The organism is Mesorhizobium sp. M0243 (assembly GCF_040321775.1).
In the GTDB taxonomy this organism is placed as follows: Bacteria; Pseudomonadota; Alphaproteobacteria; order Rhizobiales; family Rhizobiaceae; genus Mesorhizobium.
Window position 1 is genome coordinate 22,850 of the sequence record NZ_JAMYSF010000016.1, and the last position, 24,932, is coordinate 47,781.

The 24,932-nt window shown below is 62.1% G+C and carries 23 protein-coding genes; 15 read left to right on the forward strand and 8 right to left on the reverse strand.

The genetic code is table 11. The features are described from left to right. Positions 1-20: 20 nt before the first annotated feature. Complete coding sequence (locus tag NKJ11_RS20435; RefSeq protein ID WP_023810558.1) at positions 21-1,094, reverse strand: diguanylate cyclase domain-containing protein; 1,074 nt, start codon at positions 1,092-1,094, stop codon at positions 21-23. Positions 1,095-1,502: 408 nt separating this feature from the next. Here NKJ11_RS20435 and NKJ11_RS20440 point away from each other — a divergent pair, with 408 nt between their 5' ends. The 3 genes from NKJ11_RS20440 to NKJ11_RS20450 all read left to right on the forward strand — a co-directional run bounded on the left by NKJ11_RS20440 (position 1,503) and on the right by NKJ11_RS20450 (position 2,988). Beyond that, the gene (locus NKJ11_RS20440) at positions 1,503-1,919 is read left to right on the forward strand and encodes a GFA family protein (protein WP_023810559.1); all 417 of its coding nucleotides are present in this window, start codon (positions 1,503-1,505) and stop codon (positions 1,917-1,919) included. 81 nt (positions 1,920-2,000) lie between these two features. After that, the gene (locus tag NKJ11_RS20445; RefSeq protein ID WP_023810560.1) at positions 2,001-2,360 is read left to right on the forward strand and encodes a diacylglycerol kinase; all 360 of its coding nucleotides are present in this window, start codon (positions 2,001-2,003) and stop codon (positions 2,358-2,360) included. A 40-nt stretch (positions 2,361-2,400) separates the two neighbouring features. Further along, on the forward strand, positions 2,401-2,988 hold the full coding sequence (locus NKJ11_RS20450; RefSeq protein WP_352552965.1) for a hemerythrin domain-containing protein: 588 nt from the start codon (positions 2,401-2,403) through the stop codon (positions 2,986-2,988). A 3-nt stretch (positions 2,989-2,991) separates the two neighbouring features. On the opposite strand, the gene NKJ11_RS20455 is transcribed toward NKJ11_RS20450, so the two are convergent. Together NKJ11_RS20455 and NKJ11_RS20460 are read right to left on the reverse strand one after the other, a co-directional pair. Continuing rightward, positions 2,992-3,579 (reverse strand): DedA family protein, encoded by a 588-nt coding sequence (locus NKJ11_RS20455; protein WP_352552967.1) that lies wholly within the window; start codon positions 3,577-3,579, stop codon positions 2,992-2,994. After that, positions 3,576-4,139 carry a DUF1003 domain-containing protein gene (locus tag NKJ11_RS20460; protein ID WP_023810564.1) on the reverse strand — a complete coding sequence of 188 codons (564 nt, stop codon included), beginning with the start codon at positions 4,137-4,139 and terminating at the stop codon, positions 3,576-3,578. The genes NKJ11_RS20455 and NKJ11_RS20460 overlap by 4 nt, the downstream gene beginning before the upstream one ends. Before the next feature lie 92 nt (positions 4,140-4,231). On the opposite strand from NKJ11_RS20460, the gene NKJ11_RS20465 reads away from it, so the two are divergent. From NKJ11_RS20465 to gltX, 6 genes are all read left to right on the forward strand, one after another. Then, positions 4,232-4,948, forward strand: a complete 717-nt coding sequence (locus NKJ11_RS20465; protein WP_023810565.1) for a DNA-3-methyladenine glycosylase I — start codon at positions 4,232-4,234, stop codon at positions 4,946-4,948. A 129-nt stretch (positions 4,949-5,077) separates the two neighbouring features. Further along, positions 5,078-6,754 carry an NAD+ synthase gene (locus tag NKJ11_RS20470; RefSeq protein WP_023810566.1) on the forward strand — a complete coding sequence of 559 codons (1,677 nt, stop codon included), beginning with the start codon at positions 5,078-5,080 and terminating at the stop codon, positions 6,752-6,754. Positions 6,755-6,791: 37 nt separating this feature from the next. Beyond that, positions 6,792-7,202, forward strand: coding sequence for a GNAT family N-acetyltransferase (locus tag NKJ11_RS20475; protein ID WP_127296171.1), 411 nt, complete (start codon positions 6,792-6,794; stop codon positions 7,200-7,202). Between the two features lie 380 nt (positions 7,203-7,582). Beyond that, complete coding sequence (locus tag NKJ11_RS20480; RefSeq protein ID WP_352794167.1) at positions 7,583-9,388, forward strand: ABC transporter ATP-binding protein; 1,806 nt, start codon at positions 7,583-7,585, stop codon at positions 9,386-9,388. A 231-nt stretch (positions 9,389-9,619) separates the two neighbouring features. Then, the gene (locus tag NKJ11_RS20485) at positions 9,620-10,825 is read left to right on the forward strand and encodes a hypothetical protein (protein ID WP_352794169.1); all 1,206 of its coding nucleotides are present in this window, start codon (positions 9,620-9,622) and stop codon (positions 10,823-10,825) included. 174 nt (positions 10,826-10,999) lie between these two features. Then, complete coding sequence (gene gltX, locus NKJ11_RS20490; RefSeq protein ID WP_352794171.1) at positions 11,000-12,373, forward strand: glutamate--tRNA ligase; 1,374 nt, start codon at positions 11,000-11,002, stop codon at positions 12,371-12,373. On the opposite strand, the gene NKJ11_RS20495 is transcribed toward gltX, so the two are convergent. The 3 genes from NKJ11_RS20495 to NKJ11_RS20505 form a co-directional block, all read right to left on the reverse strand. Then, positions 12,291-13,505, reverse strand: coding sequence for a DUF2865 domain-containing protein (locus tag NKJ11_RS20495; RefSeq protein ID WP_352794173.1), 1,215 nt, complete (start codon positions 13,503-13,505; stop codon positions 12,291-12,293). The two genes, gltX and NKJ11_RS20495, sit on opposite strands and share 83 nt — an antisense overlap. Positions 13,506-13,593: 88 nt before the next feature. Beyond that, complete coding sequence (locus NKJ11_RS20500; RefSeq protein ID WP_352552978.1) at positions 13,594-15,918, reverse strand: NADP-dependent malic enzyme; 2,325 nt, start codon at positions 15,916-15,918, stop codon at positions 13,594-13,596. A gap of 177 nt (positions 15,919-16,095) precedes the next feature. After that, the gene (locus NKJ11_RS20505) at positions 16,096-16,875 is read right to left on the reverse strand and encodes an SDR family oxidoreductase (protein ID WP_352440283.1); all 780 of its coding nucleotides are present in this window, start codon (positions 16,873-16,875) and stop codon (positions 16,096-16,098) included. A 118-nt stretch (positions 16,876-16,993) separates the two neighbouring features. Between NKJ11_RS20505 and NKJ11_RS20510 the strand changes: the two genes are divergently transcribed. Then, positions 16,994-17,809 (forward strand): UDP-2,3-diacylglucosamine diphosphatase, encoded by an 816-nt coding sequence (locus NKJ11_RS20510; RefSeq protein WP_023810575.1) that lies wholly within the window; start codon positions 16,994-16,996, stop codon positions 17,807-17,809. 124 nt (positions 17,810-17,933) lie between these two features. Next, positions 17,934-19,148 carry an MFS transporter gene (locus tag NKJ11_RS20515; protein WP_352794175.1) on the forward strand — a complete coding sequence of 405 codons (1,215 nt, stop codon included), beginning with the start codon at positions 17,934-17,936 and terminating at the stop codon, positions 19,146-19,148. Here the strand turns inward: NKJ11_RS20515 and dgcA are convergent. Beyond that, entirely contained in the window at positions 19,119-20,102 is a 984-nt protein-coding gene (dgcA, locus tag NKJ11_RS20520; protein ID WP_352631662.1) for an N-acetyl-D-Glu racemase DgcA, read from the reverse strand. The genes NKJ11_RS20515 and dgcA overlap by 30 nt on opposite strands. A gap of 76 nt (positions 20,103-20,178) precedes the next feature. Between dgcA and NKJ11_RS20525 the strand changes: the two genes are divergently transcribed. The 4 genes from NKJ11_RS20525 to NKJ11_RS20540 all read left to right on the forward strand — a co-directional run bounded on the left by NKJ11_RS20525 (position 20,179) and on the right by NKJ11_RS20540 (position 24,265). Further along, on the forward strand, positions 20,179-21,366 hold the full coding sequence (locus NKJ11_RS20525; protein ID WP_023810578.1) for an MlaE family ABC transporter permease: 1,188 nt from the start codon (positions 20,179-20,181) through the stop codon (positions 21,364-21,366). Position 21,367: 1 nt separating this feature from the next. Continuing rightward, positions 21,368-22,189: an ABC transporter ATP-binding protein gene (locus tag NKJ11_RS20530; RefSeq protein ID WP_013531884.1), complete on the forward strand. Its 822-nt coding sequence runs from the start codon at positions 21,368-21,370 to the stop codon at positions 22,187-22,189. Between the two features lie 14 nt (positions 22,190-22,203). Next, on the forward strand, positions 22,204-23,577 hold the full coding sequence (locus tag NKJ11_RS20535) for an MlaD family protein (protein ID WP_352794177.1): 1,374 nt from the start codon (positions 22,204-22,206) through the stop codon (positions 23,575-23,577). A gap of 79 nt (positions 23,578-23,656) precedes the next feature. Continuing rightward, positions 23,657-24,265 (forward strand): ABC-type transport auxiliary lipoprotein family protein, encoded by a 609-nt coding sequence (locus tag NKJ11_RS20540; RefSeq protein WP_502905812.1) that lies wholly within the window; start codon positions 23,657-23,659, stop codon positions 24,263-24,265. Positions 24,266-24,316: 51 nt separating this feature from the next. On the opposite strand, the gene NKJ11_RS20545 is transcribed toward NKJ11_RS20540, so the two are convergent. Then, entirely contained in the window at positions 24,317-24,931 is a 615-nt protein-coding gene (locus tag NKJ11_RS20545; RefSeq protein ID WP_128303562.1) for a 3'-5' exonuclease, read from the reverse strand. Between the last annotated feature and the right edge of the window lies 1 nt (position 24,932).

Consider the following 24,932-nt stretch of genomic DNA (forward strand, 5'->3'; position numbering starts at 1 on the left):
GCACCAGCGGGCAGGGACTGTCAGTCCTTCTTGTAGAGCAGCCAGCTCTTGCCGGCCCGGGGGCCTGCCATCGTCGAGTGCCTGGTGACGCGGTTGCGGCCGCTGACCTTCGAGCGATAGAGCGCCCGGTCGGCCTTGGTGTAGAGATCTTCGGGTCCTTCGGCTTCGGACGCCATGCAGATACCCATCGAGACGGTAACGGTGCCGTAATTCGTACCGGTCTGGCTGCTGGTGAACGGCGTCTGCGCGATCAGGGCACGAATACGCTCCGCGACGTCATAGGTGGCGTCCTCGCTGGCGCCCTCGATGATCAGCGCGAACTCCTCGCCGCCGGTGCGGGCGACGAACATGTCGCCGCGAATGCTGGTCTGGAAAATATCGGCGATGCTCTGGATGATCTTGTCGCCGACCGGGTGGCCATAGCGGTCGTTGATATCCTTGAAGCGGTCGATGTCGACAAGAACCAGGGCGTTGAACAGGATACCCCTGTTGCTGTTGTAGATCCTGGTGATCTCCTTGTCGAAGGCGCGCCGATTCCAGATATGGGTCAACGGATCGGTGTCGGCCAGCCGCTTATACTCCTCAAGCTTCGACTTGACGCTCTCGAGTTCGGCCGTCTTGTCGCTGAGCGTCGAGGCCACCTGCCGGCCGTGATCGATCGTCGAATTGGTGGCAACCGCCATGGCGTTGGCGATCTTCTGCAGGAGATCCTGAGAGAGAAGGCTGCGGCCGCTGAGGCCGCTCGATGTCTCATCGAGGATCCTGCCGTATTTCTCGATGTGGCTGCGCTCGCTCCGCAGCAACGAAGCAACCTCCTCGAGCTCCCTGGCGATGACGTCTCTGGCATGCTCGACGATGCCCGGACCATGGTTGTGGGCAAAGAAAGTGCGCCCGATCTGGTCCAGTTCATCTTGTGTCGGCCGGCTGCTCAGCGAAACGACGGCGAGGCTGAGTTCGCGATTGGTGCCGCTCAGCGCCTCGTAGAAAATCTCGTAGTTGCGCGGCAGGCTGAGCACGCCCAGCTGGCGCATTGTGGCAACGACACTGGCCGCGATGTCGGTGCTTCGTTCGGTCGGAAGAGCTGCCGGCTGCATTTTTGATTCTTCCCCTCGGATTCCGCTGTAGAATTCGCGGGTTCCCTTTGTCGCCGACCTGGGGAATGCGACCGACTCCAGAACAACTTGCAAAGGGATGCGTCCCCACCCACGACCTTCGCTTGCCATGACCATAAATGCGCCAGCGCTAAAGTTTCCTTAATTTGCCGAGATTCCACAGTTTTTCTCTACCTGCGGCTGTAAAAGCTTAAATTTGCGCACCCAATAATCGAAAACGACGCCAGTTTGGTGGCTTTGAATCCGAAATTCGCGCATCGCGCTCTTGAAAATGAAACCGAATTTCGGATTCACCACGCCAGTACATGTCGCATTTGCTTGCGTGTGGTCGTCGCAAAGCTGGAATCCTGACGACGATGCTGAGGCAGAGTTTTCCTCGAGGAGGTCGAAATGAGCGACAATCACACGGGATCGTGTCTGTGCGGAGCGGTTCGCTTCAAAACGCACGGAGCGCTGCGTGGCGTCGTCTATTGTCATTGCTCGCAATGCCGCAAGCAGAGCGGACATTTCTATGCCGCGACCAATGTTGCCAACGCCGACATTGTGATCGAGGGCACGGAAAGTATCACCTGGTACGAAGCCTCTACCTTCGCCAGGCGTGGGTTCTGCAAGGCATGCGGATCGGTGCTGTTCTGGAAGCCGCGAGACCAGGACTACGTTTCAGTCATGGCGGGATCGTTCGACAAGCCCACAGGTCTTGAGGGGGAATGCCATATCTTCGTCGGTGACAAGGGTGACTACTATTCGATCGACGACGGGCTGCCGCAGTTTGAAAAGTCGACACCGTCCATACCGGTTGCTGAATGAATCTTGGACAAGTCACCTTATTCCATTGATCTGGCCAGCCATTGCATTATCCCGTGCCGGTGATTCGCAAAGGGGTTTGGCATGCAGCGGCTGATCGATGCTTATTTCAATTCGGTGCGGGCGTTTCGCAAGCTGGCCACCAGCGAGAAAGCTTTCCAGCAGGAGCTGATGCTGCTGGCGCTTGCCTTGCCGCTCGGCTGGTTCGTTTCGATCTCGTGGCGCGGTTATGCTTTGCTGATCGGCGCCGTACTGCTCTTGATCATGGTCGAAGTGCTGAACACCGGCATCGAGGCGGCATGCGACGCTTTCAGCCGCGAGTTCAATGTCGATATCCAGTTGGCCAAGGATTGCGGTTCGCTGGCGGTGCTGATTTCGGTGCTCATCGTCGCCGGCGTCTGGGGTATCGCCATTATCGAGCGGATTACGGGACTACCGATCTAGCCTTTCGATGCCTACATGCCAGTCACCAAAGGAGACTGTCATGTCCGAAGCCACGAGCTTTCTGCTTCTTGAGCGTGCTGGCCTGCCAGACGATCTGCGCTGGCTCGTCGAAAAATACCCGCGTGAAAACTGGCAGGACCATGCCAACATCCATGGCATCGCCAATATGTGGCTGCAGCGGCACGACATGTTCCGCGAACTTGGCGGCATGCTGGCCAACGGTATTGGGGACTACCGTGAGGGACGGCTGACGGCGCCTGATTTCGCGCGCTGGTTCGCGCCGCGCCTCGATCATTTTCTTGGGCATCTCGACGGTCACCACAATGTCGAGGATTATCAATATTTTCCGGTCTTCGCCAAGGCCGAGCCCCGTTTGAAGCGCGGCTTCGAGATTCTCGATGCCGACCATCACACCATTCATGAAGGGCTGGAGCGCAATGCCGAGGCGGCCAATGCGTTCATCAAGACGCTTCAGGAAAACGAAGACAGACAGCGCTTTGCCGCCGACGCCTATGCCGACGAAAACAGCCGGCTGATCGCCATGCTGACAAGGCATCTTGCCGACGAGGAAGACCTGATCATCCCGCTGATCCTCGATCGGGGGGATCAGGCGCTCGGCGTGGATTGACGATCAGTCCTCCCTGGCGCGTTCCTTCCTGGCGATGTGACGGGCGACGAGCCATGCCAGAACGGCCACGGTCAGGCCGATGCCAAGCCCGATCAGCAACCGTTCGTGATGCATCAACGCCTGGCCGATGACGTGCTCGGCTCCCAGTCCAAAGACATAACCGATCGTGCCGAACAGTACCGCCCAGACCGCCGATGAAAGCGCGTTGAGGATGACGAAGCGCGGCGCGGCAATGTTGGAAAGCCCGGCTGCAATGCCGCCGACGAGGCGCATGCCGTAGATATAGCGGTTGGACAGCACGAAAATGTCGGGATGGGTGTTGAGCAGCCGAAAGGCGCGGCGGAAGCCGGGCCGTTTGCGCAATCTGACGACATAGGGATGGTCGGCGAAGCTTCGTCCGAGGATGAAGAAGAAAGTATCGCCGACGAAGGCGCCGAGCGCGGCCGCAAGAACCGCGTGCCACAGGACGAAGACCTGCTGGTGGGCGAAGAAGCCGCCAAGGATGGCGGCACTTTCGCCCTCCGCGACGCAACCGATAAAGACCGCGAGCAGCCCGTATTGTTCGATGAAATGATGGATTGCGTCGGTCATGAAGCCGACTGCTGCGAAGACAGCCTTTCGTCGATCCGCTTGACCATTTCGGTCAGCTGCACGATCTCGTCGCGCATACCGAGAATCTGGCCGTGGCGCAGTTCATCCAGCTTTTCATGCAGCGCCATGATCTCGATCTCGGCTTTCAGGTTGACCTCGTAATCGTGGGCGGCGTCGATGCGGTCGCGTTCGGTCTGGCGGTTCTGCGCCATCATGATCACCGGCGCCTGCAAGGCGGCGACCATCGACAGAACGAGATTGAGGAAGATGAACGGGTAGGGATCGAAGGCGTCACGCGACAGCAGCCAGACATTGCCTGATGTCCACAGGATCAGAAAGGCGATGAAGGTCAGGATGAAGGACCATGACCCACCGATGCGGGCGATCGTGTCGGCGAGCCGGTCGCCGAAGGTCTGGTGGAAGGCGACGGCCTTGTTGGTGTCGCGCGAGATGGTGGTCCGTTCGAGCGTCGATTGCAGCACCCGGCTTTCGAGCTGGCTGAGGCCGTCCGGCCGCCGCTTGAGCCAGCGGTTCGCCAGGTCGTCGATCGTCTTGTTCATGGCCATCTCCAGGGTCTTTGGCTTGCCGTAAGAGGTAGAGGCTGCCGGCTCACACGGGAAGTGTTAGATTGATTCCAGTTGCCGAGGGACCAATGGCCGATTTCAAGAAAATTCGCGCACGCGCCGCAAAACGCAAGGGCGGCGAAGAGGAACTTACGTCGCTGCTGGGTCCGGCGCCTGACAATGCCGCCGTGGCTGACATCGCCGATGACCGCATTCTCTCTGTTATGGCCGAACGCGTCTTCGCCGCTGGTTTCGTCTGGCGCGTCATCGAGCAGAAATGGCCGGGCTTCGAGGAGGCGTTTCTGCGCTTCGAGCCGAAGCGGCTGTTGTTCCAGCCCGATGATTTCTGGCACGATCTGACGGCGGACCAGCGCATCGTGCGCAACCCGCAGAAGATCAGATCCGTGCGCGACAACGCTGCCTTCGTCGAGCGCGTGTCGAAGGAATATGGCGGTTTCGGCCAATTCCTCGCCAACTGGCCGGCTGACGACCAGGTCGGGCTGATGGCCTGGCTCGGCAAGCATGGCAGCCGGCTGGGCGGCAATACGGGCCAGTATTTCCTGCGCTGGCTGGGTTGGGATGCGTTCGTCATCTCGGGCGATATGGCCGCGGCGTTGCGCGACGCCGGCCTAGACATCGCCGAAAGCCCGACTTCGAAGAAGGACCTGGACAAGATCCAGAGGCAAATCAACCAATGGGCAGCGGAGACGCATCTGCCGCGCCGGCATATTTCACGCATCCTGGCGATGTCGATCGGCGAGAACCATTCGCCGCAAGCGCTGCGCGAATATATGGGCGACGACTGATACCTGGTCGTATCGCCACGATTGAAGTACGTTGATCGGTCCGTACACGGTTGACGTATGTCAATCGGTCCGAATTGGTCCAAACGAACGCCATTGCCCGGGCAATTTTGCCGCGCTAAGTCAGCAGGCATGACCAAGAAGCTCGACATCCTGCGCATCGCCGTCGCCCAGCTCAATCCGACTGTCGGCGACATATCAGGCAATCTCGCCAAGGCCCGCGAGGCGAGGGCGGATGCCGCACGTCAAGGCGCCGATCTCGTGCTCTATACCGAGCTTTTCCTCGCCGGCTATCCGCCGGAGGATCTGGTGCTGAAGCCGGCCTTTTTGAAAGCCTGCGAAAAGGCGGCACAGGATTTTGCCGCCGACACCGCGGATGGAGGTCCCGGCGTCATCATCGGCACGCCGTTGAAGCGCAAGAGCGGCACGCACAATTCGATCGTCTTCGCCGATGGCGGCAAGATCATCGCGGAACGTTACAAGCTCGATCTGCCTAACTACGGCGAGTTCGACGAGAAGCGCGTCTTCCAGGCCGGACCCGAGATCCAGGGGCCGGTCAATTTCCGCGGCGTGCGCATCGGAGTTCCGATCTGCGAGGACATCTGGGGCGATGTCGATATCTGCGAGTCGCTGGCCGAAAGCGGGGCGGAAATCCTGCTGGTGCCGAACGGCTCGCCCTACTACCGCGCCAAGATCGATGTCCGCCACCAGGTCGTCATCCGCCAGGTCATCGAATGCGGGCTGCCGATGATCTATGCCAACCAGCTTGGCGGCCAGGACGAGCTGATCTTCGACGGCGCCTCGTTTGCCATTGGCGCCGACAAGACGCTTGCCTTCCAGATGAGCCAGTTCGAGGAAGCGGTCGACGTCACTACATGGAAACGCCAGGGCGATCACTGGGTCTGTTCCGAAGGGCCGATGTCGAAAATTCCGGACCGGGAGGAGGCCGACTATCGCGCCTGCATGCTAGGCCTGCGGGACTACGTCAACAAGAACGGCTTCAAGAATGTGGTGCTTGGTCTGTCCGGCGGCATCGATTCGGCGATCTGCGCGGCGCTCGCCGTCGATGCGCTCGGCGAGGAACGCCTGCGCGCGGTGATGATGCCCTACCGCTACACCTCGAAGGACTCGCTGAAAGATGCCGAGGATTGCGCCCGGGCGCTCGGCTGCCGCTACGACATCGTGCCGATCTTCGAGCCGGTCGAAGGGTTTCTGCACGCGCTGACGCAGATGTTCGAAGGCACCAAGGAAGGCATCACCGAAGAGAATCTGCAGAGCCGCGCGCGCGGCACCATCCTGATGGCGATCTCCAACAAGTTCGGCTCGATGGTCGTCACCACCGGCAACAAGAGCGAGATGTCGGTCGGCTACGCTACGCTCTATGGCGACATGAATGGCGGCTTCAATCCGATCAAGGATCTCTACAAGATGCAGGTCTACGCGCTGTCGCGCTGGCGCAACAGCCACGTGCCGCCGGGCGCGCTTGGCCCCTCGGGCGAGGTGATCCCGAAAAACATCATCGACAAGGCGCCATCGGCGGAATTGCGCGAGAACCAGACCGACCAGGATTCGCTGCCGCCCTATCCGGTGCTGGACGATATTCTCGAATGCCTGGTTGAGAACGAGATGGGTGTCGACGATATCGTCGCGCGCGGCCATGACCGGGCGACAGCGACGCGCATCGAGCACCTGCTCTACATCGCAGAATACAAGCGACGGCAGGCGGCGCCGGGCGTGAAGATCACCAAAAAGAATTTTGGCCGCGACCGCCGCTATCCCATCACCAATCGTTTCAGGGATCGCAGCTAAGTACCGAAAGCGCGCGGCGGTGCGGCCGGAGACAGCCATGCCCGATTGTGAAATCAGCTTCGACATGTCACGGATCGATTTCCGTGCGACATCGGACCTGTTGATGGCAAGCTATTGGGGCGCCGGACGCACTGATGAAGTCCATCGCCGCGCCTTTGCCAATTCACTGTGCGTCGGTGCCTATGTCGATGGCAAGCAAGTCGGCTTCGGCCGCGCGATCACCGACCGCACGGTATTCGCCTATCTCGCCGATATCATCGTCTGGCCGGAGAATCGCGGGCAAGGCATAGGAAGCCGGCTTGTTCAGGCCCTGATCGACCATCCGGAGGTCAGGACCGTTTTCCATTGGAGCCTGTCGACCAGCGATGCCCATGGCATGTATGAAAAGCTCGGGTTCAAGCCATCAACCGATGGCCGCTACATGCGCTTCGATCGCGTTCCTGAATGAGGCGCGGCTTGCCCGCCATTGTTGCAAAATAATCGCAGTGGTTGGACCAGATACGCTTTTGGCCTCAGCCCGTCTTGGCGATGCATCGAAGCGTCTCTATAACGACCGCTCCGCAATTGTCTTGCGGGAGGTCCGAATGGCAGTATTTCACATGGTAATGCGAGGCCGCGAAGCCTAGGTCTCATCCGGCGCTCCGCGAAGGTTTCCCCTTCGAGCGGACGCCGGATCGAGCACAGACTTATGCCGATGCCGATCGCCGCCCGATTATGGGCGAGACGCCAAATATGCCACTCCGCTTTCCGGGCACTCATTGGCCCCTTGCGCGGCTTCTTCAATTTTCGACCTACCGGGATCGGGCTCGTTTGTGCCCGAATGACATCATGGCTCGTTTTAAGATCGATTTGCGCGCGAGCGCCTTTCGCAGCGTTCTTGGCTTCACGCTCACCCATTGGCGGCGCCAGCCGTGGCGGCTCTCGCTCATCATGGGCAGCTTCCTGCTGTCGACGCTGGCCGATGTGCTGACGCCGCTCTACTCCGGCCGGCTGGTCGACGCCGTCGCCAGCAGCGCCGGCGCCGACGCGATTGCCTGGAATGCCGCGATGACGGCGTTCTCGATGCTGATGGCGTTGGCGCTGGCCGGCGTCGTGTTGCGCAATCTTGCGTTCATGGGGATCGTCGAGTTGACGTTGAAGATGATGGCCGACATCGCCGCCGATGCTTTCCATCGCGTCCAGCGCTTTTCCACCGACTGGCATGCCAACAGCTTTGCCGGTTCGACCGTTCGCAAGGTGACGCGCGGCATGTGGGCGCTCGACCTGCTCAACGACACCATCCTCATCGCGCTGCTGCCGTCGGTCGTCATGCTGGTCGGCTCGACGTTGCTGCTCGGCTGGTTCTGGCCGTTGATGGGTGCGGTCGTTGCTGCCGGTTCGGTGCTGTTCATCACGGTGACGGCGCTGCTGTCGCTTGGCTATGTCGCGCCGGCGGCAAGGCTCGCCAACACCTGGGATACCCGCCTCGGCGGCTCGCTGGCCGACGCGGTCAGCTGCAACGCCGTGGTCAAGGGCTTTGGCGCCGAGGAGCGCGAAGAACGCCGACTGGCCAAGGTCGTCGCCAAATGGCGTGCGCGCACACGGCGCACCTGGGTGCGCGGTACCATCAACGGCACCACGCAAGGGGTGCTGCTGCTGGTCATGCGCGCCGCGGTGATCGGCCTGGCGCTGATGCTGTGGTCGTGGGGGCAGGCGAGCGCCGGCGATGTTGCCTTCGTGCTGACCTCGCTCTTCGTGCTGCAGGGCTATCTCAGGGATATCGGCACGCATATCCGCAATCTGCAGCGCTCCATCAACGATATGGAAGAGTTGGTCGATTTCCAGTCCGAACCGCTCGGCATCGAGGACCGGCCCGGTGCCAAGCCGATCCGGATCACCGAAGGACGGATCAGCTTTGACAACGTCACCTTTCACTATGGCCATCACCGATCGGCGCTTTACCGCGACTTTTCGGTCGACATCGCGCCGGGTGAGCGCGTCGGGCTGGTCGGCCATTCCGGGTCGGGCAAGACCACCTTCGTCAAGCTTATCCAGCGGCTCTATGATGTGAATGCGGGGGAAATCCTGGTCGACGGCCAGGACATCTCGCAGGTGGCGCAAGCCTCGTTGCGCGGGCAGATCGCCATCGTCCAGCAGGAGCCGATCCTGTTCCACCGGTCGCTGGCCGAAAACATCGCCTATGCCAGGCCGAGTGCGACGCAGGAGGAGATCGAGCATGCCGCGAAGCTGGCGAGTGCGCATGACTTCATCACCAACCTGCCGAAGGGCTATGGCACGCTGGTCGGCGAACGCGGCGTGAAACTGTCGGGCGGCGAGCGCCAGCGCGTGGCGATCGCGCGCGCCTTCCTTGCCGATGCGCGCATCCTGATCCTCGACGAGGCGACATCGAGCCTCGATTCGGAGTCGGAGGTGCTGATCCAGCAGGCGATGGAGCGGCTGATGGTCGGCCGCACGACGCTGGTCATCGCGCACCGGCTTTCGACGGTGAGGGCGCTGGACCGCCTGCTGGTCTTCGATCGCGGCAACATCGTCGAGGAAGGCTCGCATGACGAACTGATCCGGCTGAAAGGCGGCATCTACCGTCGCCTGTTCGAACGCCAGGCGCTCGAGCTGACCAAGGGACTTGTGAGCTGACCTGAGGCGGCCTCCAGCTTCGGCCGGAGGCCGCCTCTGTCCGGCACGGTCAGCCCAGCGGACTGGAGCAGGGCATGCGATCGCAGGGCCGCGGCCAACCCGCCGATCAGCGCCGTGATTCTGGCCGACTTGATTTGCCTGTGAAGTCCTGTCCGGATAGTAAGTCTTGAGACCTCTGTTCATCATACCGACCGAGATACGTTGTTTCTACCATTGGTTGATATATATCCGATGGAGGGCAACCTACGGACGTTCTTCACGATGCATCTTTCTGCAAATGCCGAGGAGAAGTTGGCTGCGCCGTCAGTGCTGGAATCTCAGCATGGCTTGGTTCGGCCGCTCGCCGCCGAAGATCTCGAGCGCGTCGCCGCACTCTTCCTGACGAAGTTTCGCCGGCGCCGCCGTCACCTCCTCGATCGCGCGATCGCGGAGACGGCCGCGTATATGAGAGAGATTTATCTCGACCCTGTCGGCCACTCCGGGGAAAGCAACGCTCTTGTCCAGATCAACCGGCACGGTCGTCTGGGTGGGTTCCTCGGCGTTCTGAAAGCCCGCTACGAGCTCAATGGAGCGGCATTGAATGCGGCGATCATCGGGCCGCTCATGGCCGACCCCGGCACCGATGACGGCTCGGCCGGACCCCAATTGCTGCGTGCCTTGCATCAAGGCGAATTCGATCTGCAACTGACCGATTCGGCCAACCGGACATCCTTGGCCTTCGCGCGCCCGATGAAGTACCAACTCCTTCCGGTGCATTGTCTGGGATGGACATATGTTTTCCGGCCGGCGGCGATGGCCGCCTCCGCACTGCACCGTAAATGGCCTGGCCTGCCTCGCCTTGTACTCGATCCATGCGCGAGAGCATTCGATGCTCTCGCGAAGAAAAGGTTCGAGCCCCCCGTCCTCCATTCATCGTCACATCGCACCCACCGTGAGCCGATCGATGCCGTGCAATTTGCCGAGAAGCTGCCGACTCTCCTGTCTGGTTACGCTCTTCGGCCGAGTTGGAAGGATGGGGAACTGCCACGACTGCTTGCGCTGGCGGCCGAGAAGCGGGCCGACGGCCCCCTTCATTTCGGTGGGATCTACGACGAAACGGGCAAAATGCTCGGTTGTTATGCCTTCTACGGTCAAGCCGGCGACATGGCGAACCTGTTGCAAATCCAGGCATTCGGATCGCACTGGGGCGCGACACTGGATGCGCTTGTCGCCGCCGCATGGGAGATGGGCTGCGTCGGCATCACCGGACAGACGCAAACCAAATTCATCCCCCAACTCTTTGGCTACAAGAATGTCTTCTTCCGCTATGCCGGGGGAACGATGGTGCGCTCGCGGGTCGCCGAGGTCACGGAAGCGGTCCGCTCCGGCGACATTTTTATCGGTGGATTGGTGGGCGACCGCTGGACCCGCCTCAGTTCCGATGATTTCGGCCGCTGATCGCCTTCAACCGGTCGCCGGCCCCAGCGGCTGGCAGCGCTCGGTTACAAAGGCCTCCGGACTGGGCGCCTCCTGAGGCGTCGGTCTTTTCATTCCAGCCGCCATGTTCTATGTCTGCCGGGCAGCGCGGGGGCGCGTCTTGTCAACCACAAAAGCATCCGGTACGCCCCGCTCATGACAGTTACCGTTCGTTTCGCCCCGTCGCCGACCGGCCGCATTCATATCGGCAATGCGCGCACGGCCCTGTTCAACTGGCTGTTCGCCATGAACAACAGGGGCCGATTCATCCAGCGCTTCGACGACACCGACATTGCGCGCTCGAAGCAGGAGTTTTCCGACGCCATCCTCTACGACCTGCATTGGCTGGGCATTTTTCCCGACGCCACCGAGTACCAGTCGCGGCGCTTCGATATCTATGACGCGGCGGTCGAGAGGCTGAAGGCGGCAGGCGTTCTCTATGCCTGCTATGAAACGCCGGAGGAACTCGATCTCAGGCGCAAGGTGCGCCGTACGCGCGGCCTGCCGCCGGTCTATGGCCGCGAGGCGTTGACCCTGACGCACGAGCAGATCGCCGAATACCAGGCCGATGGCCGCCAGCCGCACTGGCGGTTTCTCCTCCCCAATTTCTCAGGCGATCCACAACAGCCGGAACGCACCGAAATCCACTGGAACGACCTGGTGCGCGGCGAGGAAACCGTCGATCTCGCTTCGCTTTCCGATCCGGTCCTGATACGTGAGGACGGCACCTATCTCTACACGCTGCCTTCTGTCGTCGACGACATCGAGATGGGCGTCAGCCATATCATCCGCGGCGACGACCACGTCACCAACACCGGCGTGCAGATCGCCCTGTTCCAGGCGCTGGCTGCCGAGCTGCCAGTGTTCGGCCACCATAATCTCCTGACCACCGCATCGGGCGAGGGCTTGTCGAAGCGCACCGGCGCACTCTCCATCGAGAGCCTGCGCGAGGACGGCATCGAGCCGATGGCCGTCGCATCATTGGCCGTGCTGGTCGGCACTTCGGAGAATGTCGCGGCGGTGCCGACGATGGGCGAACTCGCCGAACGCTTCGATCCGGCGGCGACATCGAAATCCGCCGCCAAGTTCGATCCGGACGAGCTGTTCGTGCTCAACCGGTCGCTGCTGCACCACATGCCGTTCGCCGAGGCACAAGACCGTCTGATCGTGCTCGGCGTCTCCGGCGATCAGGCCGAACCGTTCTGGCTGACGGTGCGCGGCAATCTCGACAGGCTGGCCGATGCGGTCAACTGGTGGCGTATCCTGCGCGAAGGACCGCAGGAGAAGCCGGAATTTTCCGATGACGACCGCGATTTCCTTCGACAGGCGTTCGACCTGTTGCCGGAGGAACCTTGGACCGCGACGATCTGGAAGGACTGGACGGGCAACATCAGGGAAGCGACCGGCCGCAAGGGCAAGGCGTTGTTCATGCCGCTCAGAACAGCCCTTACCGGACTGCCTTCGGGGCCGGAGCTTGCAGATCTATTGCCGCTGATGGGTCGGGAAGGAACGTTGGCCCGACGACCCTGACCTTCCGCTGTTCCGGCGGCAAGGCTGATATCGGCGACGTCACCGGCTTGGCGGAAACCCGCTTGATCGTCTCGCGGTCGAGCCCGCCTTCCTGATTGGCCAGCGTTTCGGGATCGGCACCTGGATCCGGTTTGGAGATCGGCACCGGAATGAACGGTGCGGAGTCCGTCTCGGGTTGCAACTGTTCCGGATTCGGCGGGTTGCCGGCGATGATCTGAAAACCCTGCGCGGCGGCGTTGCAGCCGCAAGCCGGCGGCCGCGACATATCGGGCTGCTTGTAGAGATAGGCGGTCGGCAATTCGCTGTAGGGCCGGCCGGTGACAGATGACGTCATCGAGGCCGAATCGTCGCCCATGCCGCGCGAGTAGAAAACCTGCATTTCGGTGCCGGGGCAGCTCGATTCGCAATTCTTCTGGTCACGTTCGAAATCGCCAGCCGAGGCTGAGTTCGACATCGGGAAGAAGTAGCCGTCGCAGGTGCGCACACAGGAGGTGTGGAACTCACCGCCGACGCTCGGAAAATCGGGTATGCCGGGCTGGTTGAGCACCCGGCGGACATTGCGCTCCTCGCCTGGATCGTCGGGCGGGCTAGGCGCATCAAGCATATCGAGTTGCTGGCTGTTGCCGCCAAAAAGCTGATTGAACAGGTTTGCGCTGCCGCCGTCGCGGTTGGCTTCCTGCAAAGGCGTCCGCCGAGGCGCTACGATGTCGTCGCGGCAGCCATTGGCGTCAAGCGCCGCCAGGATGCGTCCGCGGTCGCGGCGAGAGCCGCCGCCGGCCAGCCGCTCGCGCTTGTTCTGCAAGGCGTCGAGATTGGCATTCATGCGGTCGATCGTGGCGTTGAGTCCGGCGCATTGATTGAGGTTGCGACCAAACAGCGAAAAACCGCACCCGGCCCGGCTCGCTTGGCTGCGAGCCTTCGAAATCTGCTCATGCTGCCTGGCAATTGCGGAATCGTATTTCCGGATCAGCGCCGGACCGCCACCGCCGCCGCGCGAGGACGCGGCAAGATCGGCTTCCAGCTGGCGGCAGACCCGCGAAGCAGCCTGTGGCTCGGCCACCCCCCAGGTTGCGGACAACAGGAGGCCAAGCAGCACGGCAGCATGCGCCTGCTTCCACCCTCCGCTTGCCATCCGCCCAAACTCCGCCTTCCAAATCCGACTGTTAGCCCGCAAGGCTACCGTGTTCGCGGTTAACTGCAGTTTACCGCGAAATCCGTGTTCAGCCCAGATTGACGACCGCCTGTGCCTTGTGGGCGGCTTCGACCACGGCAAGCGCCGTCATGTTGACGACGCCGCGCGAGGTGACCGACGGCGTCAATATATGAGCCGGCATGTCGGTGCCGAGCAGGATCGGCCCGACGTGTAGCGCATCCGTCATGGTTCTGAGCGCCGTCAGCGTGATGTTGGCCGAATCGAGGTTGGGGAACACCAGCAAATTGGCTTCGCCCTTCAGCCTCGAATGGGGATAGACGCGCTGGCGCAGGTGCTCCGACAGAGCAGTGTCCGCATGCATCTCGCCATCGCATTCAAGGTCAGGCGCGATGCGCGCCAGGATCGCCGCTGCTTGCCGCATCTTCAGGGCACTGGGCGAATCGCGCGAGCCGAAATCGGAATGCGACAAGAGCGCTGCCTTAGGCTCGATGCCGAAGCGCTGGATTTCTTCCGCCGCCAGCACGGTCATTTCGGCGATTTCTTCCGCCGTCGGGTCGACGGAGACGTGGGTGTCGGTCAGGAAGATGATGCCGCGCTGCGAGATCAGCATGGAAAGCGTCGACAGGTCGTGGTCCTTGATGCCGGCACGGGGGCCGATGATCAAGGTGACATTGCGCAGGTGCCGCTCGAAGCGCCCTTCTAGTCCACAGACCATGGCGTCGGCATCGCCGCGTTTCAGCGCAAGTGCTGCGATCACCGTGTTGTCGGTGCGGACCATGGTGCGCGCGGCTTCCGTCGTGACGCCACGCCGGCCCGCGAGTTCGATCAAAAGGTCGACATAATGGCGATAGCGCGGATCGTCTTCCGGGTTGATCAGGCCGAAATCGACACCGGGCTTGATGCGCAAGCCGTAGCGCTTCAGGCGCACCTCGATGACGTGCGGGCGGCCGATCAGGATCGGCTCGGCGATGCCTTCTTCGAGCACCACCTGGGCGGCGCGCAACACGCGCTCATCCTCGCCGTCGGCATAGATGACGCGCTTGGCGCTCGATGCCTTGGCGGAGGAGAACACCGGCTTCATCACCAGGCCGGAGCGGAAGACGAAGCGGTTCAGCTTGTCGATATAGGCGGCGAAGTCGGTGATCGGCCGCGTCGCGACACCGGTGTCGCAGGCTGCCTTGGCGACCGCGGGCGCTATGCGCAGGATCAGGCGCGGATCGAAGGGCGAAGGGATCAGGAATTCAGGGCCGAAGATCGGCGTCTCGCCGGAATAGGCGCGTGCCGCGACATCGGATGGCTCTTCGCGTGCTAGCGCTGCGATCGCCCGCACCGCCGCCATCTTCATCTCCTCGTTGATAGCGCTGGCACCACAGTCGAGCGCGCCGCGAAATATGTAAGGAAAACAAAGTACGTTGTTGACCTGATTAGGAAAATCAGACCTGCCTGTGCAGATCATCGCATCGGGACGCGCCGCACGCGCCGTTTCCGGCATGATCTCGGGATTGGGGTTGGCCAGCGCCAGGATCAGCGGTTTTGGCGCCATGTGCTCAAGCAGTTCCGGCTTCAGCACGCCTGCCGCCGACAAGCCGAGGAAGACATCGGCGCCCGATATGACGTCGGCCAGCGTGCGCGCCTCGGTGTCCTTTACATAAGGGTCTTTCCAGCGATCCATCTCATCAGTGCGGCCCTTGTAGGCAACGCCGAAACGGTCGGTGACCCAGATGTTTTCGACTTTGGCGCCGAGCGAGACCAGCAGGTTGAGACAGGCAAGGGCGGCAGCCCCGGCGCCGGAGGTGACGATCTTGATGTCCGATATGGTTTTTCCGGCGAATTCCAGCCCGTTGAGCACGGCGGCGGCGACAATGATGGCGGTGCCGTGCTGGTCGTCGTGAAAGACCGGTATGGCCATGCGGGCCTTCAACTGCTCCTCGACCTCGAAACATTCCGGCGCCTTGATGTCCTCGAGGTTGATGCCGCCGAAGGTCGGCTCCAGGGCCGAGATCGTCTCGACCATGCGCTCGATACCGGGCGCGTCGATCTCTATGTCGAAGACATCGATGCCGGCAAACTTCTTAAACAGGACGGCCTTGCCTTCCATGACCGGTTTGGAGGCCAGCGGGCCGATATTGCCGAGGCCGAGAACGGCCGATCCGTTGGTGACGACGCCGACAAGATTGGCGCGCGCGGTATAGTCGGCGGCGGTCGCCGGATCGTCGCGGATTTCCAGGCACGGGGCGGCGACGCCAGGCGAATAGGCGAGCGCCAGGTCGCGCTGATTGCCGAGCGGCTTGGTCGCCTGGATCTCGAGTTTTCCCGGCCTTGGGTGCTTGTGGAAGTAGAGGGCGGCTTCGTCGAGGTCCGAACGTGCCGTCTTTTTGCTCTCGCCTTCCATGCGGCCGCTCCCTCGAAATCTGGCTGGAGATTCCCTTTTAGCATGCAGCCGTGGTTTTTCGCGACGCTAATTGACGCGCCGAGAGCTTTACCCGGTGGCGCGTCGAAAGCCACAATTAATCAGATGCTTATCTTGATTTTCTGACAGACCATTCCTGCAGTTTCACGGACAAGTTGATCAGAAGGCGCTGACGTAGAGACCACCATCGACCGGTATGTTCTGCCCGGTCAGATAGCCGGCATGGACCGAGCACAGGAAGGCGCAGATCTGGCCGAATTCCTCCGGCGTACCGAGCCGCTTGGCCGGAACGTCGGCGCTGATGCGGGTCTTGCGCGCGGCTGCGGCCTCAGGGCTTTCGACACTGCCGGCCTCGTGCGGCCCGCGCAGCCGGTCGGTGTCGAGCTTACCCGGCAAAAGACTGTTGATGGTCACGTTGCGGTCGATCACCGTTCTGGCCACGCCGGCAAGAAACGAGGTCAGGCCGGCGCGCGCGCCGGACGAGAGATCAAGGCCGGGAATGGGCACATAGACCGACAACGAGGTGATGTTGACGATGCGGCCGAAGTCGCGCTTGGCCATGCCGTCGATGACAGCCTGCACCAGCTCGATCGGCGTCACCATATTCTGGGTGACGCCTTCGAGGATTTTTTCGCGATCAAGCGTGCGGAAGTCGCGAAGCGGCGGCCCGCCATTGTTGTTTACGAGGATATCTGGCTCGGGACAGGCCGCGAGCAGCGCCTTCTGCACCTCGGGCTTGGAGACGTCGCCGACGACTTCCGTCACCGACACGCCGTAACGCTCGCGCAGCTCCGCGGCGGTCTTGGCCACCAGTTCGGCGTTGCGGCCATTGACGACGATGTCGCAACCGGCCTCGGCCAGCGCCATGGCGCAGCCTTTTCCGAGCCCCTTGCTCGAAGCGCAGACGATGGCCTTCTTTCCGCGGATACCAAGATCCATGACGATTTCTCCTGTGATTTGGCCGGCAGGCTAGTCCTTCGGCTGGACCAATCGCAACCGTCATACGGTTGTTGCATGAATCGGGGCATAGGCTCGCGAAAGCAACGGTGAAATCGCGATGTCCGGCCAAGAGCCCCGCACTTTCCGCAGCATGTTCATTTCCGACGTCCATCTGGGCTCGAAGGCGGCCAAGGCCGAGTTCCTGATCGATTTCCTTCGATATCACGATGCCGATATCATCTATCTGGTGGGCGACATCGTCGACGGCTGGCGGCTGCGACGGAGCTGGCATTGGCCGCAAAGCCACAATGACGTCGTGCAGAAACTGCTGCGCAAGGCGCGCAAGGGCGCCAACATCACCTACATCGCTGGCAACCATGACGAGTTCGCCCGCCAGTTCCAGGGCGTGCATTTCGGCGGCATCGTCGTCGCCGACAGCGCCATCCACGAGACCGCCGACGGCAAGCGCCTGCTCGTCATCCATGGCGACCAGTTCGACACCGTGGTCCACAATGCGCGCTGGCTCGCCTATCTCGGCGACCATGCCTATGACGCGGCCATGCTGGTCAATCGCGTGGTGACGCGGCTGCGGCAACTGCTCGGCCTGCCGTATTGGTCGTTTTCGTCCTGGGCCAAGCACAACGTCAAGAAGGCGGTGAACTTCATCGGCTCGTTCCAGACCATGCTTGCGGACGAGGCGCGCCGCTCGCATGTCGACGGCGTCATCTGCGGCCACATCCATCATGCCGTCATCGAGAATTTTGGCGATGTCCAGTACATCAACACCGGCGACTGGGTGGAAAGTTGTACGGCCGTGGTCGAGCATTTTGACGGCCGCATGGAAATTCTGACCTGGGCGCAGGTGCTGCCCGAAGCGCCGGACGAGCCCTTTATCCCGTTGCTCATCGAAGACCGGGTAGGGCAGGCGGCATAGTCCGAAGTCTTTTCGGGCTTCGGAATCAATCAATTAGTCCAACCGGTTTCGTCCGGTTTTCGTCCATGTTAAGGGATCGACACGCGTTGCCGTCCGGTCGAATACAGCGCGATTGGATCGATTCATGGCCCTGCCGCAGCTCTCGTCCGAACAACTCGTCAAGCCGCGCCATTTCGAACTGCGCATGAGCCTGATCTTCGCGACGCTGTACGTGCCGCTCGGAACGCATTTGCCTTATTTTCCACTGTGGCTGCAGGCCAAGGGTTTTCACGCCGAGCAGATCGCCGTCATTCTGGCGGCGCCGATGTTCCTGCGCGTGGTGACGACGCCGTTACTGACCGCGCTGGCCGACCGTGCCAGGGACCGCGCCGATGTCTATGTCGCGCTGATGGCTGCATCACTGCTCTTGTCGGCAGGCTATTTCCTGCCGCCGACCTATGCGATGGTGCTGGCGGTCTCATTGGCGCTGACCATTGTCTGGACGCCGCATTCGCCGATCGCCGATTCGCTGGCGCTTTCGGGTGTCCGCCGCTTCGGTTCGAACTACACAAGCATGCGCAAATGGGGCTCGATCTCCTATCTCTGCGCCAATGTCGCCGGCGGCTTCATTCTGTCGGCAGCCGGCTCGCAGGCCGTTCCGGTTGTCATTCTGGCGGCGTTTGCCGCGGCCCTTGCCGCCGGCCTGCTGGCGCCGCGTCTAGGCCGTCCGCGGCGCGCCTCACCGCTGTCGGCCGCCGACATTCAGCATTCGGCGCCGAAGCTTCTCAACCCGTATTTCCTGTATTTTTCCGTCGGCGTCGGTGTCATCACCGCCAGCCACGCATTCCTCTACGGTTTCGTCTCCATCTATTGGAAATCGATCGGCATCAGTGATTCGGTTGTCGGTCTCTTATGGGCTTGGGGTGTGGTGTCGGAAGTCTGCATGTTCATGATGTTCACCCGCTTTTTTGACCGGTTCTCCGTCGTGTCGATCATGGTGATGGCGGGGATCGGCTCCATCGTGCGCTGGATCGCCTTTCCGCTGGTCTGGCCGCTCGGCCTCGGCATTCCCGGTTTCTTCGGTGTCCAGTCGCTGCACTCGGTCTCGGTGGCGCTTGGGCTGATCGGCCTGCAGAAGATGATCGGCGAAACCGTCTCCGAGGAGCGGACAGGTGCCGCGCAAGGCATTGCCTATTTCTCCAACGGCTTCTTCATGGCGGTGGTGACGCTGGCGTCCGGCCCGCTCTACGACCGTCTCGGCGTGGACGGCTTCTTTGCCATGATCCCGATCGCCTTGATCGGGCTGGTGCTCATCGGGCTTGCTGCGCGCTCAGCCCCACAGCGCCACATCGGGCGGTGACACCAGCGATCCCTGGTAGATAAGGCCCGGTACCCGGTCGCGGGCAAGCAGCAGCGGACCGTCGAGGTCGACGAAATCGGCATGCTGGGCAAGCAGCACCGCTGGCGCCATCGCCAGTGACGTGCCGACCATGCAGCCGACCATCACGCCGAAACCGAGTTCGCGGGCGCGATCGCGCAGCACCAGTGCCGCAGTCAGGCCTCCCGACTTGTCGAGCTTGATGTTGACGGCATCGTAGAGACCGACAAGCGCTTCGAGATTCTCAGCCTCATGCACGCTTTCATCGGCGCAGATCGGCACGGGATGGGCGATATGGCGCAGGATCTCGTCACGACCGGCCGGCAGCGGCTGTTCGATCAGCGCGATGCCTTGTTCGGCGGCAAAGGCGAGGTTCGCAACGATGTTGTCGTCGCTCCAGCCCTCATTGGCGTCGAGGATGATGCGGCTGTCTGGCGCTGCCTGCCTGACCGCGCGGATGCGGGCAATGTCGTTGTCGCCGCCGATCTTGACCTTGAGTAGCGGCCGCGCGGCATTGGCGCGGGCCTGCGCCGCCATCGCCTCCGGCTCGCCCAGCGACAGCGTGTAGGCGGTTTCGAGCGCCTGCAAGGGAAGAGCACCTATCGCGACTGCTACCGAGGTTCCGCTGAGCTTTGCCTCCAGATCCCACAGGGCGCAGTCTATGGCGTTGCGGGCGGCTCCGGCCGGCATCGCATCGAGCAAGGCGGTCCGGCCGATGCCACCGGCGATCCGGCCACGCATGGCCTCGATGGCGTCGCGCACGCCCTCCATGGTCTCGCCATAGCGCTTGTAGGGGACACATTCGCCGCGGCCGAAGTGGCCGCCGTCGCCGATCGTGCAGGAAATCACCTCGGCTTCGGTCTTGGAACCGCGCGAAATGGTGAAGGTTCCGGCGATGGGAAAACGCTCGGCCTCGACCGAAATGACACGCGCCATATTTTTCTGCTCCTGCTATGCGACAACCGTTGTCGGCAAATCGACAGGTCAGACCCGTCAGGCTAAACAGGACGCCATGTTGACCATCGGCAAGCGCGACGCAAGCGGCACGACCGCAGGGGAGGCTGACCACGAACCGCGCGTGGCGATCGGCGAGGAGGATGGCGTTCTTGGCTGCGCTTTCTCCGGAATCTGGACCACAAGGACCGTCGCGCTCATCGACGCCGACATGCGCAAGATCGAAAAGCGAAGCGGCTTCAAAACCTTGGCGCTCGATGTTTCCAAGATCGAGAAGATGGACACCGCCGGCGCCTGGCTGATCGACCGGCTGGTCAGCGCCTTCGAGAAGAAGGGCGTCGAGATCCAGATGCAAGGCCAGAGCGAGATCGCTTCGATCCTGCTCGAAGCTGTCGGCGAGGCCGTGCGGCGCGAACCCGAATCCGGCCCGGCGCGACCGCCCAACATCGTCATTCGCGCGCTGGAGGCGGTTGGCCGCCGGGTCTACGAGATGCGCGACGATTTTCTCGCCTCGATGAACATCCTCGGCGCCACCATCCGTGGCGCGCAGATGAAGCTCGGCCGTGGCCATGCCGTCAACCCGGCGGCGATTTTCAACCAGATCGACCGCATGGGCGTCGGCGCCATTCCGGTGGTGGTGCTGATGTCGGCGATCGTCGGCGCCATCGTTGCCCAGCAAGGCGCCTATCAGCTCAGCTATTTCGGCGCCGATATCTTCGTCGTCGACCTGGTCGGTGTGCTGATCCTGCGCGAACTCGGCGTGCTGATGACGGCAATCATGATCGCCGGCCGCTCCGGCAGCGCGATCACCGCCGAGATCGGCTCGATGAAGATGCGCGAGGAGGTCGACGCGCTGAAAGTCATCGGGCTCAACCCGATCGGCGTCCTGGTCTTTCCGCGGCTCGTGGCGCTGGTCATCGCCTTGCCGTGCCTGACCATCATCGCCAATTTCGCCGCACTCGGCGGCGGCATACTGGCTGCCTGGCTCTATTCCGACATCCCGCCCGCCGCCTTCATCGACCGGCTGCGCGTCGCCATCGATCTCAGCACCATCTTTGCCGGCCTGATCAAGGCGCCGTTCATGGCCATGATCATCGGCACGATTGCCTCGGTCGAAGGCATGAAGGTCGGCGGCAGCGCCGAATCGCTCGGCCAGCATGTTACCGCTTCGGTTGTGAAGTCGATCTTCGTCGTCATCATCCTCGACGGACTTTTCGCCATGTTCTACGCAGCGATCGAGTTCTGAGATGAAGCTGCGAAACAGGAAAAGGGCAGGCGCATTGGCTGATGACGCGGGTGAGGGCGACATCGTGCTATCCGCGCATGACATCAGCGTGTCCTTCGCCGACAAGCTTATCCTCGACAGACTGTCGCTCGACATAAGGCGCGGCGAAATCCTTGGATTTGTCGGCGCCTCGGGTGCTGGTAAATCCGTTCTGCTGCGCACCATTCTCGGCCTGACGCGCAAGCAGTCGGGTACGATCAAGCTGTTCGGCGTCGATATCGAGAAAGCTGATGATGCGGAGCGTCTGCGCATCGACATGCGGCTTGGCGTGCTGTTCCAGCACGGCGCGCTGTTCTCGGCGCTGACAGTGCTGGAAAACGTCCAGGTGCCGATGCGCGAATATCTCGACCTGCCGCGAAAGCTGATGGACGAACTGGCGATGCTCAAGATCGAGCTGGTCGGGCTGCCGCCCGATGCAGCGCAGAAATTCCCGTCCGAACTGTCCGGCGGCATGATCAAGCGCGCCGCGCTGGCCCGGGCGCTCGCGCTCGATCCCGACATCGTCTTCCTCGACGAGCCGACATCGGGCCTCGATCCGATCAGCGCGGCGGAGTTCGACGAGCTGGTGGTCAAGCTGCGCGATACGATGGATCTGACCGTCTACATGGTGACGCACGATCTCGACACGCTGTTCACCGCTTGCGACCGGGTGGCCGTGCTCGGCAAGAAGAAAGTGCTGGTCGAAGGCACCATCGACGACATGCTGAAGAGCGAGGAACCGTGGGTAAAGTCCTATTTCCGCGGAAAACGCGCCCGGCAACTTGATCTTGCGGCGCGCGCATAGCCATAAGTGGGACAATGGAAACCAGAGCCAACTACGTCATTGTCGGCATCTTCACGCTGGCCGCGATCCTGGCGGCGTTTGCCTTCGTCTACTGGACGGCGGCCATCGGCGACAAGGGCGAGACGACGTTGCTGCGCGTGCGAATTCCGGGCTCGGCGTCCGGGCTTGGCCGCGGCAGTTTCGTGCTGTTCAACGGCGTCAAGGTCGGCGACGTCAAGCGCGTCTATATCGACGTCGACAATCCGACGGTTGCCATCGCCGATACCGAGATCGACCGCATGACGCCGATCACCAAATCGACGCAAGCCGATATCGGGCTTGCCGGCCTGACCGGGCAGGCCAACATCGAGCTCAAGGGCGCCGACCCCAAGGAAGTGAAACTCCTCGACCAGGCGGAAAAGGAAGGTAAGGTCGCCGAGATCGTCGCCAACCCGTCGGCGGTGACCAACCTCTTGCAGACGGCGCAGAATATCTTCACCCGCGCCGACAAGGTGCTGACCGAGCTCGAAGGCTTCACCAAGGACGTTCGCGGGCCGCTGACGCAGACCGTCCAGAATGTCCAGACCTTCTCCGATGCGCTGGCCAAGAATTCGGACGGGATCGACAAGTTCCTGTCCGCCGCCAGCACGCTGGCGGATGAGCTGAAAGGCGTTTCCGGCAAACTCGACGGCACGCTGAAAGCAGCCGAAGGCCTTCTCAACGCCGTCGACAAGGACAAGATCAAGAGCATCGTCGCCAATGTCGACGCGGTAACCGGTAACCTCAAGGAGACGTCGAAGCAGCTCGACGGCGTGATCAAGAACGTCGATACAGCCGTGGGGTCGGTCAACGATTTTACCAAACGGACGCAAGGCACGCTGGCCAAGGTCGACAACGTGCTCGACGGTATCGATCCCGCACAAGTGCGCTCGGCGCTCGCCAACATTCAAAAGGCCAGTGAGAGCGCCGACAAGGCCGCCGCCGACATCGCTGAGGTGACCCACAAGTTCGCCAACCGGGCCGACGACATCGACCAGACGATCAAGGATGCAAAGCAGCTCGCGCAACGGCTCAACGATGCCTCGGTGCGCGTCGATGGCATTCTTGCCAAGGTCGATACCTTGCTCGGGTCGGGCCAGGCCGACGGCGTGATGGCGGATGCCCGGGCGACGCTGAAGTCGTTCAAACAGGTTGCCGACACGCTGAATGCCCGCCTTGGCGTCATCACCGACAATCTGGCGCGATTCTCGGGCCAAGGGCTTTCGAATGTCGAAGCGCTGGTGCAGGACAGCCGTCGTTCGATCAGCCGCATCGAAGAGGCGGTAACCGATCTCAGCCGCAATCCGCAGCGCATCCTTTCGGGTGGGGATGGCGAGGTTCGGCAATTCGATGGCAGGGCGCGGCGTTGACTTCGGCGTCGGCGCGCCCCAGAAACATGAGCCGCGAAAGCGGGTCGATCTTACGATCCGGGGACAACGGGGATCGCGCGTGAAGTCTGTGTGGGTGAAAACGGGCGGGTTGACTTCGGCTGCGGCACTGCTTGCCTTGACGCTGGCCGGCTGCGCGGCGTTGGGCGGCAAGCCCGCGCCGCTCGATACGTTCGAGCTGTCAGCGCCTTCGGTCGACGCGCATGGCCATAGCCGCAAGCAGATCCTGATCGCGCAGCCGTCGGCGCTCAAGGCGCTGGACAGCCAGAACATCGTCATCAAACCGTCGGATCGCTCGATCCAGTATCTCAAGGGCGCGCAATGGGCCGACCGGCTGCCGCTGATCGTGCAGGCGCGGCTGGCCGAGACCTTCCAGCGCTCGGGCAGCTTTGCCGGCGTCGGCAAGCCGGGCGAGGGCCTGGCGATCGACTATCAGGTGATCGTCGAAATCCGCTCCTTCGAGGTGCGTGTCGACGGCGGCGAACATGCCGAGGTCGATCTGTTCGTGCGGATCCTGAACGATCGCAACGGCGAGGTCCGTGCCTCCAAGAGCTTTACCGCAGCCGCACCCGTCTCGGGCAGCGGCAATCCTGCCTATGTCAGCGCGCTCGACAAGGCGTTCGGCGACGCCGCCGGGCAGATCGTGAGCTGGACGGATTCGGTGATCTGAGCGCGGGGGCGCCGGAATCCCACAAAGCTTCATCCCCCCAGGCTTCTCTACCTACAAGCGGTCGAAGATTTCCGGGCGGAGCTTTCCGGTCTTCATCAGGTACTGCAGGGTATAGGTGACGGACAGCGCGTCACCGAGCGCGTCGTGCCCCTGCAATGGCGGGTGTTCGACGCCGTAGTAATCGGCGAGCTTGTTGCTCGGCGTTCTCGCCAGATCCTCGATCGGCATTCCGGCCGCGATCAGCAGCTTGACGGCATTGTCAAACCGGGTGGCCGGGACCGGAGGCTGAATGCCCGCGACATAGCAACTGATGGCGATCATGTTCAATTCGTCCTTGCCCCAGGACCAGAATCGCGACCCGTCGGAAAAACGATCGACGTCGGCGAGCGCATCTCCTAGCGCCACGCCTTCGGTCTCCAGATCTTCCTCGGTGATGCCGGTCAGTTTGGTGAAGAACGGGTCGAGGGCGTATCTCTGACCAAACCGGTCGACCGGTCTGATATAGGCCTTGTGTGTGCCGAGCAGGGGAAAGTCGCCTTCAAGTCCAAGCCTGACCGCGCCGATCTGCGCGATCACCGGGTCGGGGTCGTGTGCCGCGCACCAGAATCGGCGTTGCGAGCCCTCCAGGCAAAGAAACTCGCAGTCGAATATGATTGCCGTCTTCACG